This window comes from Streptococcus catagoni, from assembly GCF_011421425.1.
Classification (GTDB): domain Bacteria; phylum Bacillota; class Bacilli; order Lactobacillales; family Streptococcaceae; genus Streptococcus; species Streptococcus catagoni.
Map to the genome: position 1 here is coordinate 47,235 of NZ_WPCW01000004.1, position 14,058 is coordinate 61,292.

General features: G+C 39.8%; 20 protein-coding genes. 17 read left to right on the top strand and 3 right to left on the bottom strand.

The genetic code is table 11. The annotated features are described in order from the left end of the window. The first annotated feature begins 35 nt into the window (after positions 1–35). The 13 genes from HBN42_RS07700 to HBN42_RS07755 all read left to right on the top strand — a co-directional run bounded on the left by HBN42_RS07700 (position 36) and on the right by HBN42_RS07755 (position 8,141). Positions 36–401 carry a DUF1033 family protein gene (locus HBN42_RS07700; RefSeq protein ID WP_165994478.1) on the top strand — a complete coding sequence of 122 codons (366 nt, stop codon included), beginning with the start codon at positions 36–38 and terminating at the stop codon, positions 399–401. A 199-nt stretch (positions 402–600) separates the two neighbouring features. Next, positions 601–1,545 carry a competence type IV pilus ATPase ComGA gene (comGA, locus tag HBN42_RS07705; protein WP_165994479.1) on the top strand — a complete coding sequence of 315 codons (945 nt, stop codon included), beginning with the start codon at positions 601–603 and terminating at the stop codon, positions 1,543–1,545. Next, positions 1,427–2,512, top strand: a complete 1,086-nt coding sequence (gene comGB, locus HBN42_RS07710) for a competence type IV pilus assembly protein ComGB (protein ID WP_207927426.1) — start codon at positions 1,427–1,429, stop codon at positions 2,510–2,512. Before comGA ends, comGB begins: the two co-directional genes overlap by 119 nt. Before the next feature lies 1 nt (position 2,513). Next, positions 2,514–2,840, top strand: coding sequence for a competence type IV pilus major pilin ComGC (gene comGC / locus HBN42_RS07715; RefSeq protein WP_165994480.1), 327 nt, complete (start codon positions 2,514–2,516; stop codon positions 2,838–2,840). Beyond that, on the top strand, positions 2,791–3,246 hold the full coding sequence (gene comGD, locus HBN42_RS10225) for a competence type IV pilus minor pilin ComGD (RefSeq protein ID WP_268895596.1): 456 nt from the start codon (positions 2,791–2,793) through the stop codon (positions 3,244–3,246). The genes comGC and comGD overlap by 50 nt, the downstream gene beginning before the upstream one ends. Continuing rightward, positions 3,200–3,499: a competence type IV pilus minor pilin ComGE gene (gene comGE / locus HBN42_RS07720; protein ID WP_165994481.1), complete on the top strand. Its 300-nt coding sequence runs from the start codon at positions 3,200–3,202 to the stop codon at positions 3,497–3,499. Before comGD ends, comGE begins: the two co-directional genes overlap by 47 nt. Next, positions 3,462–3,905, top strand: coding sequence for a competence type IV pilus minor pilin ComGF (comGF, locus tag HBN42_RS07725; RefSeq protein ID WP_165994628.1), 444 nt, complete (start codon positions 3,462–3,464; stop codon positions 3,903–3,905). The genes comGE and comGF overlap by 38 nt, the downstream gene beginning before the upstream one ends. Further along, the gene (gene comGG, locus HBN42_RS07730; RefSeq protein ID WP_165994482.1) at positions 3,895–4,224 is read left to right on the top strand and encodes a competence type IV pilus minor pilin ComGG; all 330 of its coding nucleotides are present in this window, start codon (positions 3,895–3,897) and stop codon (positions 4,222–4,224) included. Before comGF ends, comGG begins: the two co-directional genes overlap by 11 nt. 40 nt (positions 4,225–4,264) lie before the next feature. Then, complete coding sequence (locus HBN42_RS07735; protein ID WP_165994483.1) at positions 4,265–5,221, top strand: class I SAM-dependent methyltransferase; 957 nt, start codon at positions 4,265–4,267, stop codon at positions 5,219–5,221. A gap of 59 nt (positions 5,222–5,280) precedes the next feature. Next, positions 5,281–6,477 (top strand): acetate kinase, encoded by a 1,197-nt coding sequence (locus HBN42_RS07740; protein ID WP_165994484.1) that lies wholly within the window; start codon positions 5,281–5,283, stop codon positions 6,475–6,477. Between the two features lie 342 nt (positions 6,478–6,819). Then, positions 6,820–7,026 carry a helix-turn-helix transcriptional regulator gene (locus tag HBN42_RS07745; RefSeq protein ID WP_165994485.1) on the top strand — a complete coding sequence of 69 codons (207 nt, stop codon included), beginning with the start codon at positions 6,820–6,822 and terminating at the stop codon, positions 7,024–7,026. Then, positions 7,026–7,478 (top strand): hypothetical protein, encoded by a 453-nt coding sequence (locus HBN42_RS07750; protein WP_165994486.1) that lies wholly within the window; start codon positions 7,026–7,028, stop codon positions 7,476–7,478. Before HBN42_RS07745 ends, HBN42_RS07750 begins: the two co-directional genes overlap by 1 nt. 9 nt (positions 7,479–7,487) lie before the next feature. Further along, positions 7,488–8,141, top strand: coding sequence for a CPBP family intramembrane glutamic endopeptidase (locus HBN42_RS07755; protein WP_165994487.1), 654 nt, complete (start codon positions 7,488–7,490; stop codon positions 8,139–8,141). A gap of 514 nt (positions 8,142–8,655) precedes the next feature. Here HBN42_RS07755 and proC read toward each other — a convergent pair. Both proC and pepA read right to left on the bottom strand, forming a co-directional pair. Then, a complete protein-coding gene (gene proC / locus HBN42_RS07760) occupies positions 8,656–9,426 on the bottom strand; it encodes a pyrroline-5-carboxylate reductase (protein ID WP_165994488.1) in 771 nt (256 codons plus the stop codon). Between the two features lie 24 nt (positions 9,427–9,450). Beyond that, on the bottom strand, positions 9,451–10,518 hold the full coding sequence (gene pepA, locus HBN42_RS07765; protein ID WP_165994489.1) for a glutamyl aminopeptidase: 1,068 nt from the start codon (positions 10,516–10,518) through the stop codon (positions 9,451–9,453). A gap of 169 nt (positions 10,519–10,687) precedes the next feature. Between pepA and HBN42_RS07770 the strand changes: the two genes are divergently transcribed. From HBN42_RS07770 to ytpR, 3 genes are read left to right on the top strand one after another with little or no spacing between them, the layout of a single operon-like run. Continuing rightward, a complete protein-coding gene (locus tag HBN42_RS07770; RefSeq protein WP_165994490.1) occupies positions 10,688–10,972 on the top strand; it encodes a DUF4651 domain-containing protein in 285 nt (94 codons plus the stop codon). After that, the gene (locus HBN42_RS07775) at positions 10,969–11,286 is read left to right on the top strand and encodes a thioredoxin family protein (RefSeq protein ID WP_165994491.1); all 318 of its coding nucleotides are present in this window, start codon (positions 10,969–10,971) and stop codon (positions 11,284–11,286) included. The genes HBN42_RS07770 and HBN42_RS07775 overlap by 4 nt, the downstream gene beginning before the upstream one ends. Positions 11,287–11,304: 18 nt before the next feature. After that, positions 11,305–11,931 carry a YtpR family tRNA-binding protein gene (ytpR, locus tag HBN42_RS07780; protein WP_165994492.1) on the top strand — a complete coding sequence of 209 codons (627 nt, stop codon included), beginning with the start codon at positions 11,305–11,307 and terminating at the stop codon, positions 11,929–11,931. 230 nt (positions 11,932–12,161) lie between these two features. Here the strand turns inward: ytpR and HBN42_RS07785 are convergent, their stop codons facing one another. Further along, entirely contained in the window at positions 12,162–12,557 is a 396-nt protein-coding gene (locus HBN42_RS07785) for a single-stranded DNA-binding protein (protein ID WP_165994493.1), read from the bottom strand. A gap of 522 nt (positions 12,558–13,079) precedes the next feature. On the opposite strand from HBN42_RS07785, the gene HBN42_RS07790 reads away from it, so the two are divergent. Beyond that, positions 13,080–14,057, top strand: a complete 978-nt coding sequence (locus HBN42_RS07790) for an ABC transporter substrate-binding protein (protein ID WP_165994494.1) — start codon at positions 13,080–13,082, stop codon at positions 14,055–14,057. Position 14,058: the final 1 nt, after the last annotated feature.

Genomic DNA, 14,058 nt, shown 5'->3' on the forward strand with positions numbered 1-14,058 from the left:
TAGATATAATAGGCTAAAGAAAAGGAAACTATTATATGTATCAAGTGATAAAAATGTACGGAGATTGGGAACCCTGGTGGTTCATTGAAGGCTGGCAAGAAGATATTGTTCTTGAAAAAAGCTTTCAAGATTGGCAAGAAGCCTTGGAATTTTACCGAAAAGAATGGGAAAAAATGAGAACGGCCTTTCCCAGATATCATAGCCAGAAAAACTTACTAGCCACCTTCTGGACTAAGGAAGAAACTAGGTGGTGCGAAGACTGTGATGATGAATTACAGCAATACCACTCTATCTTATTGCTTAAGGACAAGGATATTATTCCTAAAAACCAAAATATTTCCTTTTTTGAACAACGAAATGGAACACCACAGGCCCCCTATCTTTGTAAATTGAAGTACTAATGTAGAATACATAAAAAGTGATGATTTTTTTGAATCATCATTTTTTAGTTGATTATTTCTAAGAAAAATATCGAAAAAGTAATGATTTCTCGTGTTCATCACTTTTTAGTTTAGCCACCATCTAGGAAAAGTTATTAAAAAAACGAAGTTTTGCTTAAACTTTGTTTTTTTTTCGAATGTTAAGTTAGGGAGGAACAAAATGGTTCAAAATTTAGGAAAAGAACTGATCAAAGAAGCCACTGTATTAAAGGCACAAGATATCTACCTTATTCCAGCTACAAATGATCATTATAAAATATCTATGCGAATTGGAGATCAGAGGCAGCCCTTTGCCACACTGGATACTCAGCAGGTAGAAAGCTTAATCAGCCATTTTAAATTTGTTGCCGGTATGAATATCGGAGAAAAAAGGCGCTGTCAGCTAGGATCCTGTGACTATCAGATTGGTCAAGATCAGCCTATGTCACTCAGACTATCCACCGTTGGTGATTACCGTGGTAAAGAAAGCATGGTTATTCGCCTACTCTATTCCCAAAAAAGAACCTTAAAGTTCTGGTTTGATAGGGATGAGATAGTGGCCAGCCAGGTTCAAGGACGGGGCTTATATCTCTTTTCAGGCCCAGTAGGCTCTGGAAAGACCTCTTTAATGTACCAACTGATCACCCAAGTATCAGCTTCTAGTCAGGTACTCACCATTGAAGATCCTGTGGAAATAAAAGATGAAAAACTCTTACAATTACAGGTCAATACTAGCATCGGGCTAAGCTATGACAACTTGATCAAGTTATCCTTACGACATCGCCCAGATTTACTGATTATTGGAGAAATAAGAGATAGTGAGACAGCCAAGGCTGTGATTAGAGCTAGCCTGACAGGAGCCCTGGTCTTTTCGACCATACATGCCAAAAGCATCTCAGGTGTTTATGCCCGCCTAATGGAATTAGGTGTTAAAAGAGAAGAACTCAATAACTGTCTTCAGTTTATTGCCTATCAACGCTTAATTGGAGGAGGAGCCTTAATTGATTTTGCCAAGAAGGATTTTGAAAAACACGACCCTGACCAATGGAATAGAGAAATTGATCTCTTACTTGAAGAAGGACATATCAGTTGGCAAGAAGCACAAATGGAAAAGATTATCCCATAAGAAGCAGTATCAATTGATCCAACTACTATACAACTTGCAGACAAGTGGCTTTAGCCTAGGAGAAATGGTAGCCTTCTTGGAGAAGAGTCATCTACTTGAAGAAAAACAGATCAGGATCATGAAGGAAAACATGCTAAATGGACAAAGTCTAGCAAAGATACTAGATGATCTAGGCTATCCTGATAGGATTGTCACACAGATTAGCTTTGCAGAGATCCATGGCAATACTGAAGATAGCCTGGCTAAAATTAAGGACTATCTGGAAAACCTCTCCCAATTGAAAAAGAGGGCTGTGGAAGTTCTGACCTATCCTCTTATCTTACTCAGCTTTTTACTAGCTATGCTATTTGGCTTAAGACAGTATTTACTGCCACAAATAGAGGGCAAAAATAATCTTAGTACTTTCCTAAGCTATTTTCCCTTCCTATTTTTTATGGCTGCTTTTTTCATCTTCCTTATAGTGCTTGGACTTAGTTTTAGGTGGCGCAAATACCCTCAAAAACCCCAAGTTTGTCAGTATAGTAAGCTTCCTTTTCTTGGGAATTTTGTCAAGCTTTACATGACAGCCTACTATGCAAGAGAATGGGGCAATTTGATTAGTCAAGGCCTAGAATTAACAACTATCTTAGCTATTATGGAAAAAGAAAAATCAGCTCTGGTACGAGAAATTGGACAAGACATGCAAGAATCACTTGTAGAAGGTAGCTCCTTCTATCAAAAAGTTGAGGAATATCCCTTTTTCACTAGGGAATTAAGCCTGATGATAGAATATGGAGATCTGAAATCAAAATTAGGAAAGGAACTTAGCATTTATGCACAGCTGAGCTGGGAAAATTTTTTCAGCCGCATGCATAAGGCAACACAGTTGATACAGCCGCTGATCTTTTTAGCAGTAGCAATCATCATCCTTTTACTCTATGCGGCTATGTTAATGCCGATCTATGACAATATGGGAGGAAAAATCTAATATGAAAAATACCATCAAACAATGTCAACACCAGAGGGCACAAGCTTTCACACTTTTAGAAATGTTACTGGTTTTGATCGTCATCAGTGTCTTAATGCTATTATTTATACCGAATTTAAGTAAGCACAAAGAACATGTGACCGACTCAGGAAACCGGGCAGTTGTCAAAATTGTAGAAAATCAGGCCGAGCTTTTTGAACTCAGTCAGGGGACAAAAGCTAAATTGTCCCAATTAGTTGGAAATGGCCACCTAACACAAAATCAAGTAGATGCTTACCATGCTTATTATAAAAAACACTCATCAGAAACCCCTCAGATCAAAAATTAAAGCTTTTAGTCTCTTGGAAAGTCTGCTGTCTTTATTTATTCTTACCTTCACCATTGGCCTCTTAAGTCCCTCTGTTTCAGCTATCTATTCAAAGGTAGAAGAAAAATTATTTTTTATTGACTTTGAACACTTCTACAAAAATTCACAAAAGCTCAGTGTTTTAAAGCAAAAAATGGACTATCTTAACTTTACAGAAGCCTACATTAGCTATGGGTCTAGCAAGCTGAAGCTTCCTAAGACGGTCAAGCTCACTTACCGTGGAAAGATTAGACTGAATAAGCTGGGAGGCAATCATTCTCTGGCAAGGATAGAATTTGCAACAAGAGAAAATCGAATCACTTATCAATTACAGCTAGGAAGTGGTACCTATAAAAAAACAATTAGTAAAAGCCTACATAGTTCTTGAGGGCCTTATTTCACTTGGGATATTGCTGATCATTGTCAGCCTCTTTCTTGATGCAATGAGAGTTAATCAGAAATTTATGGCCAAGACCAGGCAACGTGAAGAAGTTTTAACAGCTGCTATTATGGCAGTCCAAACAAAAGAAAACAATATCTCTGTCAACGGGGTCACTATAAACATAGAAAGAAATCATAAAGGAATAGCAATCATTGAAAAGAATGAAAAGATTCTTAGAGTCCAAGCAATCAAACCTTAAGGCCTTTACCCTCTTAGAATGCCTGCTTGCCTTATTCATTATTTCAGGAAGTCTCTTAGTGTATCAGGGACTAACCAAGTCTCTCTTTTCAAATATTCACTACCTTCATCAAAATAACCAGGATCGTTGGCTACTTTTTTCCCATCAGCTAAGGGCAGAGTTAGAAGGTGCAGATCTTTATAAAGTCGAAGGCAATAAATTACAGATCATAAAAGAAGGGAAAGCTTCCATTTTTACTCTGTCTAAAAAAGGTGACTTTAGGAAAATGTCTGCAAATGGCAGGGGCTATCATCCCATGTTGATGAACTTAGCAGCTGCGCAGATACATTCTGAGGGCAAAGAAAAGATCAGAATCAGAATAGTCTGGGAGGATGGAATGGTAAGGGATTTTATCTATGGTTTTTAAAAAGTCAGTTAAAGCTGGTATTCTTTTGTATGCCATAGTCATGTTTTCGGCTTTTACCCTGATCTTACAAAGTTATTTGAGACAGGTTGATGGCTTTAAAGAGGAATATAGAGCACAGCTAGCTAATACACAGGCCCACCTGATGGTTTCCTATCTTCAGCATGCTAGGTTAGAAAAAAGTGGTGTGCAACATTTTAAAGAGGGCACAGCTGCTTATAGTTTGGATAAGGGAAAACTCCATATTAAAATAACCCTAGGTTCTGCTTATTATTACGAATTTGTAAATGTTACTTACAAAGCTAGCCCTAAGAAACCCTAATATTCTTTCAATTTAAGGCTTATTCTGATATGATAGAACTATGAATTTTGAAAAAATTGAAAGAGCCTATGAGCTTATCCTCGAAAACAGTCAAGTCATTGAAAATGAGTTAAAGACCCACATCTATGACGCTCTAATTGAGCAAAACTCCTACTATTTGGGGGCAGATGGAGCTAGTGAACAGGTAGATAAAAACAATAAAGAACTAAAGAGCTTGCAGTTGACCGCAGAAGAGTGGCGCCGAGCCTTCCAATTTGTTTTTATCAAGGCTTCACAAACAGAAAAACTCCAAGCTAATCATCAGTTCACACCAGATAGCATTGGATTTATCCTTTTGTTCATCATTGAAGAATTAAACCCTTCTAAGGAGATTGATCTCCTTGAAATGGGCAGTGGTACTGGTAATTTGGCGCAGACCCTGTTAAATAATAGTCAAAAACTGATCCATTACTTGGGAGTTGAAGTTGATGACCTGCTTATTGACCTCTCCGAAAGCATTGCTGAAGTGGTCGGTTCTTCTGCTAGCTTTATCCAAGAAGATGCTGTCAGACCGCAAATCTTGAAGGAAAGTGATGTTATTATCAGCGACTTACCTATTGGTTATTATCCTAATGATGAAATAGCCAGTCGCTACCAGGTTGCCAGTCAAAAGGGTCATACCTATGCCCATCATCTCTTGATGGAACAGTCTTTGAAGTACTTGAAAACCAATGGTTTGGCAATCTTTTTAGCCCCAGCCAACCTTCTTAAGAGTGAGCAGAGTGATTTATTGAAGAAGTGGTTAAAAGATTATGCTCAAATCAGGGCAGTTATTACCTTGCCACCGACCCTATTTGGAGATCCCGCCAATGCTAAGTCTATTATCGTTTTACAAAAACAAGGACAAGATAAAGGGGATACTTTTGTTTATCCTATAACAGATCTTCAATCGGCCGAAAGTGTTCATTCTTTTATAGGTCAGTTCAAAAAGTGGAAACTAGATAATGTCTTTTCATAATAATTCTGCTATAATGTTATAGTATTTATTACAGAAAACGATTCCAAGAGAGGTAAAAAATGTCGAAAACAATTGCAATTAATGCTGGTAGTTCAAGTCTTAAATGGCAACTATATCAAATGCCTGAAGAAACAGTCCTTGCACAAGGGATTATCGAACGTATTGGATTGAAAAATTCAATTTCTACAGTAAAATACAATGGTCAAAAAGAAGAAGATATTGCTGATATCCCTGATCATACTGAAGCTGTAAAAATTTTATTGAATGATTTACTCCATTTTGGTATTATCTCATCCTACGATGAAATTACAGGTGTTGGTCACCGTATCGTCGCTGGTGGAGAATACTTCAAAGAATCAGTATTAGTTGACGAAAAAGTTGTTGAACAAGTAGAAGAATTATCTGCCCTAGCTCCTCTACACAATCCAGGTGCAGCAGCAGGGATTCGTGCATTCCGTAAATTACTTCCTGACATTACAAGTGTCTGTGTCTTTGACACATCCTACCACACAACAATGCCAGACTATGCTTACTTGTATCCAATTCCACAAAAATATTACACAGAACACAAGGTTCGTAAGTATGGAGCGCACGGAACTAGTCATAAGTATGTAGCTGGTGAAGCTGCTAAAATGCTAGGACGTCCACTGGAAGAATTAAAAATCATTACAGCTCATATTGGTAATGGTGTGTCAATCACAGCTAACCGTTATGGACAATCAGTGGATACATCAATGGGCTTCACACCACTTGCTGGTCCAATGATGGGAACTCGCTCTGGTGATATTGACCCAGCTATTATCCCTTACTTGATTGAACGTGATCCTGAGTTGAAAGACGCTGCAGATGTTGTTAACATGCTTAACAAAAAATCTGGTCTAGGTGGGGTTTCAGGTATTTCAAGTGACATGCGTGATATTGAAGCAGGTCTAGAAGAAAACAACCCTAATGCTATCTTAGCTTACAACATCTTTATTGATCGTATTAAGAAATTCCTTGGACAATATTTTGCTGTCTTAAATGGAGCTGATGCCTTGGTATTTACAGCCGGCATGGGTGAAAATGGTCCATTGATGCGTCAAGACGTTGTTGATGGTTTGTCATGGTTTGGTATGAAGCTTGACCCTGAGAAAAATGTTTTTGGTTACCGTGGAGAGATCTCAACACCAGATTCTAAAGTTAAAGTACTTGTTATTTCAACTGATGAAGAGCTCTGCATTGCGCGTGACGTTGAACGTTTGAAAAATAGTAAATAAAAAATCCGACCCTTCCCTTTTGTGATATGATACCTCTTAAGTAGACATGGTAAATAATCAAAATCTACTTAAGAGGTATTTTTATGTCTCCAAGCTGATGGGCAAGGAAAAAGACCTGAGAGTCTAAGAGAAAAACTAAGCTACTTTTCTAGTCTTTTTCCTTGCCATGGCAAAGCTATCAGAGCACTTTTACCAAGTGAAAAAATTTTTTCAGAGCTCAAAAATATTTTTTTTAGGCCTCAGCATTATAAGATTTTAACTTTTTTACACTTTTATTATTGACAAAAAATGTAAAGTGAACTATACTTTTAATGTAAAGTTAAGTTGACAAAAGGAGGAATTATGGAAAATAGATTACAAGAATTCCGAAAAGTAAGAAAAATCAGTCAATCAGAACTTGCAGAAGAAGTGGGCGTCACCAGACAAACCATTATATCCTTAGAAAAAGGTCGCTACAATGCTTCGCTGGACTTGGCCTTTAAGCTATCCAGATATTTTCATGTAGCCATTGAGGACATTTTTGTGTATGAAGAAGAGGAGTTGAAGTAATGCTGCAAAACCTACTAGTAAGAAGGAGACGTAAAAAAACCTTAGCCGACTACAAAAAAAGCACTAGATTTTGGTCTTTGCTCCTATTTTTATTTGCCACTTTGACCTTATTTTTAGTCTTTAAATTAAAGCTCCATTCTTTTGGAAAAGGTTTTTTGATTGGGGTTGCCAGTGGGCTTTTGCTTATTGTTGGACGAAATCTCTATCTCCTAAGGAATAATAAAAAACTCAAAGAAGCCTATCTGAAGGCCTATGATGAGAGGAACAATCAGATTCTTCTCTTGGCTAGTGCTGTGATCTTGTCTTTACAACTCGTTGTCATTAGTCTGGGTCTAGTCCTTTATGCCATATGGTCCATTAAGTGGTCAATGCTAGAATTTTTAATCATTGATTTATATCTCATCTTATTTGGCCTTATAACAGTTAAAACTATCCTAGGAAAACTCATGTAGGAGGAAGAAATGAAGATAATATTTTCAGGAATCAAATGGTTTTTAGTAGCTATACTTATTATCATCATCGAACAAGCACCCATGCTTTTGATCAAAAAGCAGCAGCCTTTCTGGCAGGTATTAGTGCTTACAGCTATCTTTGTGCTGATTGCAGTTTTAACCTTATATTTTGCCAAGAAAATTAATTTAGTTGGAAATGGCCAAAAAGTAGAGGTTGACTCAGCTATTTTGTGGATTGGCCTAGCTTACGCAGCCCTTGTTGTGGTCAAAGCTTTTGGAGGCATCGTCTTATACTTGGAACATGGGATTCACGCTAACACAGCCAACCAAATGGCCTTAGAACAGGCCAAACTACCACCCATCTTACTCTTTACGTTGGTAGCTGTACTAGCACCTATTGTGGAAGAAGTCGTCTTTCGTGGCCTACTCTTTAATAAGATCTTTGGCTTAGATTCTTGCTTGGGCTTGATTGTTTCCAGCTTCTTATTTGGAGCCCTTCACATGCCAACTGACCTTGGCTCTTGGATTGTCTACGGAGGTATGGGCTTGGTGCTAGGCTTCGTCTACCATAAGACCAAGAAACTAGAGTACACTATGATTATCCATTTCCTCAACAATGCCATTGCTGTAATCATCATGATACTGATGACAACATTAAAATAAAATGAAAAAGTTGAAAGAAAAATTTTTCCTTCAACTTTTTTAATACTTTTTTAGCTGGTGGGGGAAGGTAGGCTAAACAGCCAGGGGAGTGACTATTTAAGAAAACCGAGGAATTCCATACCTAAGATGTGAGCCTTAGGGTCGAAAGCTTCCGAGTATCTAAAACGTTGATATTAAAGGCATTTTAGACACTTTCAGTACGGCGAAGGTATCGTTAATAAGCTCGCGGTTGCTCGCAGAAATAGGAAATTTATTGATAGCCTGCAGAGTTTCTTAGCCTATTAGTCTAGGTAAATTTGGTTTATCTACAGTCTGACACCTAAAACTATGCTGTTTCAGGTGTTTTTATCACAGCAGAAAGTCTTGTTTTAGCTCGCTTAGATGCCTGAGTTTGCTGTTTTCTGGCTGAGCTTCTTAGCTGGTGGGGGCAGCCACTGATAGTAGTGTAAGATAAAAAGTGATGATCAAAAGAAATCATCACTTTGTCTACCTTCTGAACTTGTAGAAAAAAATTCTACAAGTTTTTTGCTTTTTCTATGGTTTTGTCAATGGCTGAGCTGACAGAGTGGGTGAAACCTGTGCTTTCTAGTTCCATAAGGCCTGCTATGGTCGTTCCACCAGGGCTACAGATGGTATCAATGAGATCATGAGGTTTGCTGCCTTCATCAATAATTTGTTGGGCGCTGGCCTGGACAGTTTTAGTCACGATTTCTAGAGCCAGATCCTTAGGGATGCCGTGTTTAAGGCCAGCCTTGGTCATGGCTTCAATAAAGTGATAAATATAAGCAGGGCTTGATCCCGCCAGGGCAGTGAAGGTGTCGAAATCCTCTTCTTCCATTTCAAAAGTAGATCCAAAACTATCTATCATTTCTTTGACAGTCAGAAAAAGGGCATGATCAACCAGACCATTGCTGGTCAGGGCAGTGGTACTCTGCAGGATATTAGCATTCATATTGGGCATAATGCGAAAGAGGGGGAGATTATAACCAACAATCTGACTGATTTTATCTAGGGTCAGCCCAGCTGCCATAGACATGATCGGTTGTTTAAAGTCAAGGGGGCTGAGAACACTCTCAAAAGCCTGAGGCTTAATGCCCAAGATGATGAAGTCTACTTGGGCAATCAAATCCTCATGAGATTGTGCATAGGCTAAGCCCAGATCCTCAGCAATTTCTTTAGAGCGATCCAGAGATGAGCCTGATATGATGATCTCATGCTGGGTTTCTTTTAGTCCTTTGATAATAGCGCTAGCCATTTTGCCAACACCAATAAAGCCAATTTTCATAAGTTAATGCTAAGCCTTTCTAGTCTAGTATTTCTTAATCAGATCAACAGTAGAACGGTCCAGTTTTTTGACGATGGCTTGCAAATAAGCTTGAGCCTCTAGGAAGTCATCCATTGCATATAAGCTTTGGTGGGAATGGATATAGCGGGCGCAGACGCCGATAGTAGTTGAAGGCACACCCTGATTTTGAAGGTGGGCAGCGCCAGCATCTGTTCCTCCCTTGCCGCAGTAGTACTGGTATTTGACCCCAGCTTCTTCGGCGGTACTTAGGAGAAAATCACGCATGTTTTTAAGCATGATATGTCCTGGATCATAGAAACGAACTAAGGTTCCCTGGCCAATGGCTCCTTGGCCGCCATTAATGTCACCAGCAGGTGAACAGTCTACTGCAAAGAACAGTTCGGGATCAAATTTATTGGTGGACACGCGGGCGCCACGAAGCCCAACCTCTTCTTGAACATTAGCCCCAGCAATGAGCTTATTAGCCAGTGGTTGATCCTTGAGAGCTTCCAGCAGTTCAGTGACCATAAGAACCCCATAACGGTTGTCCCAGGCCTTGGAAATGATATTTTTTTGGTTGGCGGTTAAAATCGTTTGAGATTGAGGGACGATGATATCACCAGGACTTACGCCAAAGGCTTGGGCCTCGGCCTTGTCCGTAAAGCCAGCATCAAAGACCATATCATCAACAGAAGGAAGTTGCGAAGAACCATTTGCTCCCTTTAAAAAATGTGGGGGAAGAGAGCCAGAAACCACTGGAATAGCTTGTCCTTGTCTGGTGTAGAGGGTAAAGCGTTGTGAGCTGATCACTAAGGGGTTCCAGCCACCAATGGCAACAACGCCAAAGCAACCATTTTCCTTGATCTGACTAACCATAAAGCCGACTTCGTCCATATGAGCAGCAACAAGAATGCTAGGGGCATTGTCAGCCTTGCTTTCTTTGATACCAAAAATCCCACCTAAACCGTCGGTTTCAATGCGGTCAACACAGGGTTCCATCTTTTGACGGAGAAAATCACGAACCTGGCCTTCATACCCAGCAATTCCGTCCAATTCAGTTACTTCTTTAATTTTTGAAAATAATTCTGTCATCCTTTACTCCCTTTTTTTTAGCTTAGTTAGCCAATTGAGCTTTGTAAATCAAAACCATTCTATCATTTTTCGGACTTATTTGCCATGACAAGAATGTCCTGAAATAGTATCGAGCCTAAAAAAATCATGCCATTGTCAGCTATCCTCCTTTTATGATAAAATGATAGGCATGAATAGTAAAAAAAGTCTAGGCATTTCTGGTCTTGTTAGTCTTTCAGCACTAGCAGTAGCTGCTTTGCTTATTAAAGTAAAATACCAGGAGAAACGCCGTCAAAAAATAAGTCAAGAAGTGCGCCAATTCTTCTCAAAAATGGGAGAGATTGAGGTGGTCTATTTTAATCTGGCTGAATCTCATGCTCCAGAGCTGCGAGGCGGCCTAGTCATGTCTGATGGGAGAAGTTTTACTTTTACCTATAAGCAGGGGGAGATTGCCTATGAGGAGGAAAAAGAATGATTATTCCAAAAGACTATGACGAATTAACAGCACTCATTGATAGCAAGGACAAATGTGTCCTTTTCTTCACAGCTGACTGGTGCCCAGACTGTCAATTTATTTACCCAGCCCTAGACGAAATTGAAGCTCAAAACCCTTCAATGACCTTTGTCCGTGTGGATAGGGACGACTTTATGGATTTAGCCCAAAAGTGTAACATCTTTGGCATCCCAAGTTTTCTAGTTCTTGAAAAAGGTCAAGAACGGGGACGTTTGGTTAACAAATTGCGCAAAACAAAGGCTGAAATTAACCAGTTTTTAGCAGACTATAAGTAAAGAGAAAAGGAAAACTCAATGATTTTTGCATATAATAAAGAACAAGTCGGTGATGTTTTGATGGTCATTTTGGAAGACACAAAAGCGACCAAAAGACAGGTCGAACGCCGAGGAAAAGTAGCCCGTGTCTATGCCAAAGACAGTGGAAAAACACTAGCTTGGAACATATTTGAAGCTTCAAGCCTGATCCAAGTAACTGGCAATGGTCAGGTCTTCCCTAGCCAAGAAGACATCCAAGTCCTCAATCAAGAACTGGCTAAAGAAGGCTTTACAGAAGAACTAGAGCCACCAGTAAACCCAGTGTTCGTCGTTGGTCAAATTACAAAAATGAAGCCTCATCCAGACAGCGACCATCTCAACATCTGCCAAGTCCAAATTGCAGATGACAAAAGCGTCCAAATCGTCGCAGGAGCACCTAATGCAGCCCTGGGCTTAAAAACTATTGTCGCCTTACCAGGCGCAATGATGCCGAGCGGAAACCTTATTTTCCCTGGTAAACTTCGCGGAGAAGACAGTTATGGCATGATGTGCTCACCCCGAGAATTAGCTCTGCCTAATGCCCCACAAAAGCGTGGCATTATTGAGTTAGAAGAAGCAGCAGTCATTGGTCAAGCCTTTGACCCAGCTAAACACTGGAAGGCTTAAACCAAGTTAGAAGGTAGACAAAGTGATGATCTTTTGGTCATCACTTTTTATCTTACTCTGTCTCAAGATTTCTTGAGACAGAGTAAGACAGTGAGCCCTTAAAGATGATCCAGCACGGTCTCAGCCACAGGGGGAGAAGACTGAAAACTCAGGAAGGAAAATCTTAAAAGGTCAGCAGCTAAAAAAGTATCACAAAAGTAAATTTTTTAGCTAAAGTGCAGGGGGATAGTCTAAAAGGGCAGTTCCTCCTCTTCTAGAATCAGATCTGCTAGGTCGTTGGCAAAGTTGTTCTCACGCATGGCTCTTTGGGCTCGGCTTTCTAGTAGTTGAAAGCTTTGTCCTAAGATTTCAGTGATGTAGATTGTTTTTCCCTCCTTATCATAGTTTCTGGTGCGGAGCTCACCATTTAGTGAGAGAAGACTGCCCTTGCTACCGTAGGTGACCAAAGTCTCTGCCAATTTGCCCCATAAAACGACATTTAAATAATCAACCTTCCTTTCTCCTTCGGCGTTTTTGAAGCGTCTGTTGACAGCAAGGGACAGCCTACAAAGGGATTTTTCTTTGGCAGTTCTGATTAATTCTGGATCAGCCACTAAACGGCCGATCATCATAACTTTATTGTACATTTTGAATCCTCCTAACTTACTATTCGAAAAAAAGTTAGGAAAAAACAAATTATTTTTTAAATTTTTTTCTTTTTGTCATCTTGCACCTGATATAAGCAGTTGAAAATCCCTTTATTTCAACTATTCAAGCCTCTGAAACCTAAAAAAATAAATTCCTCAAAAATCTTATTTCCATTCTTGACAGCCCCCATAAAATAACTTATAATTTATAAAAAATTAAAGAAAGAAAAGAGGAGGTGCTGGTATGGTAAAGAATAGCACAGCTCAAACCACTACTAAGCTTTATTACTTTAGCTTCTTTAGATAGTGTTTGTAGTCATGGCAGACATGGATACAAACACGTTGAACGTTATGTTTGTATCTATGAGGCTAAGGACTATTTGAGTTGCTCGTCCACATAGATCATGATATCTAAGTGGATGCCATACCAGTGTATTTTCTCATACTCTTGTACATGTATAAGACCACTTAGAACAGATCTAGGTGGTCTTATTTTTTTATAAAAAATGAAAGAGGTTAAAAATGAGAAGAAAAAGAATCCTACTATTTACCCTGATGGCACTTGCCCTCATAAACCTAGGAGCTTGCCGCAAAAGCTCGCAGCCCAAGAATGGCACCGTCAAAATAGGGATCATCCAATATGCCAAACACAATGCCTTGGACGCCGCCCAAAAAGGCTTTATCAAGGCCCTCAACCAGGCAGGCTACAAGGAGGGGAAAAACCTGACCATCAACAGAAAAAACGCCCAAAGTGACCAATCCAACCTACAAACCATGGCCCAACAACTAGCTGGCAAAAACGACCTGAATTTCGCCATAGCCACCCCGGCAGCCCAGGCCCTAAAAGCAGCCGATCCCGACACCCCATCAGTCTTTACAGCCGTGACAGACCCCCTATCTGCCGCTTTGGTTAATTCCCTAGAAAAGCCAGGAAGCAATATGACAGGAAGCAATATGACAGGAAGCATTGATGCAGGAGACATTGCCCAGCAGATGAAGCTTCTGACTAAGCTTGTTCCAAAGGCTAAGACCGTTGGCATCTTCTATAATTCTAGTGAGGTCAACTCCCAAACCCAGGCCAAGGCCGCCCAAAAAATCCTAAGAGAAAAAGGCCTAAAAGTTCTGGTCAAAACAGTGACCACAACCAATGATGTCCAACAAGTGATGACAAGCTTAGCCAGCCAAGTGGATGCCATCTACCTACCAACAGACAACACCGTAGCCTCAACAGCTTCAACCATCGGCAAGATCCTAAAGGACTACAAGATCCCAGCCCTAGGCGGTGATGATGCCTACCTGGATGCCGTCCTAATGACAGCGGGCGTCGACTACCGGGAACTTGGTGAAAAAGCTGGCAAACAGGCTGTCCAAATCCTTAAAGGCAAAAAAGCCTCTGCTATTCCTATTGAAAAACCCCAGAAGGCCCTAATAAAAATCAACCCTGACATGGCAAAAAGTCTAGGTCTAGATTATCAGAACTTAAAAAGCTTAGCCAAATAAA

What these genes read in the sequence shown, in the direction of transcription:
- HBN42_RS07700 (WP_165994478.1), top strand. Translation starts at nt 36, where the DNA reads ATGTATCAAGTGATAAAAATGTACGGAGATTGGGAACCCTGGTGGTTC.
- comGA (WP_165994479.1), top strand. Translation starts at nt 601, where the DNA reads ATGGTTCAAAATTTAGGAAAAGAACTGATCAAAGAAGCCACTGTATTA.
- comGC (WP_165994480.1), top strand. Translation starts at nt 2,514, where the DNA reads ATGAAAAATACCATCAAACAATGTCAACACCAGAGGGCACAAGCTTTC.
- comGD (WP_268895596.1), top strand. Translation starts at nt 2,791, where the DNA reads ATGCTTATTATAAAAAACACTCATCAGAAACCCCTCAGATCAAAAATT.
- comGF (WP_165994628.1), top strand. Translation starts at nt 3,462, where the DNA reads ATGAAAAGATTCTTAGAGTCCAAGCAATCAAACCTTAAGGCCTTTACC.
- comGG (WP_165994482.1), top strand. Translation starts at nt 3,895, where the DNA reads ATGGTTTTTAAAAAGTCAGTTAAAGCTGGTATTCTTTTGTATGCCATA.
- HBN42_RS07735 (WP_165994483.1), top strand. Translation starts at nt 4,265, where the DNA reads ATGAATTTTGAAAAAATTGAAAGAGCCTATGAGCTTATCCTCGAAAAC.
- HBN42_RS07740 (WP_165994484.1), top strand. Translation starts at nt 5,281, where the DNA reads ATGTCGAAAACAATTGCAATTAATGCTGGTAGTTCAAGTCTTAAATGG.
- HBN42_RS07745 (WP_165994485.1), top strand. Translation starts at nt 6,820, where the DNA reads ATGGAAAATAGATTACAAGAATTCCGAAAAGTAAGAAAAATCAGTCAA.
- HBN42_RS07750 (WP_165994486.1), top strand. Translation starts at nt 7,026, where the DNA reads ATGCTGCAAAACCTACTAGTAAGAAGGAGACGTAAAAAAACCTTAGCC.
- HBN42_RS07755 (WP_165994487.1), top strand. Translation starts at nt 7,488, where the DNA reads ATGAAGATAATATTTTCAGGAATCAAATGGTTTTTAGTAGCTATACTT.
- proC (WP_165994488.1), bottom strand. Translation starts at nt 9,426, where the DNA reads ATGAAAATTGGCTTTATTGGTGTTGGCAAAATGGCTAGCGCTATTATC.
- pepA (WP_165994489.1), bottom strand. Translation starts at nt 10,518, where the DNA reads ATGACAGAATTATTTTCAAAAATTAAAGAAGTAACTGAATTGGACGGA.
- HBN42_RS07770 (WP_165994490.1), top strand. Translation starts at nt 10,688, where the DNA reads ATGAATAGTAAAAAAAGTCTAGGCATTTCTGGTCTTGTTAGTCTTTCA.
- HBN42_RS07775 (WP_165994491.1), top strand. Translation starts at nt 10,969, where the DNA reads ATGATTATTCCAAAAGACTATGACGAATTAACAGCACTCATTGATAGC.
- ytpR (WP_165994492.1), top strand. Translation starts at nt 11,305, where the DNA reads ATGATTTTTGCATATAATAAAGAACAAGTCGGTGATGTTTTGATGGTC.
- HBN42_RS07785 (WP_165994493.1), bottom strand. Translation starts at nt 12,557, where the DNA reads ATGTACAATAAAGTTATGATGATCGGCCGTTTAGTGGCTGATCCAGAA.
- HBN42_RS07790 (WP_165994494.1), top strand. Translation starts at nt 13,080, where the DNA reads ATGAGAAGAAAAAGAATCCTACTATTTACCCTGATGGCACTTGCCCTC.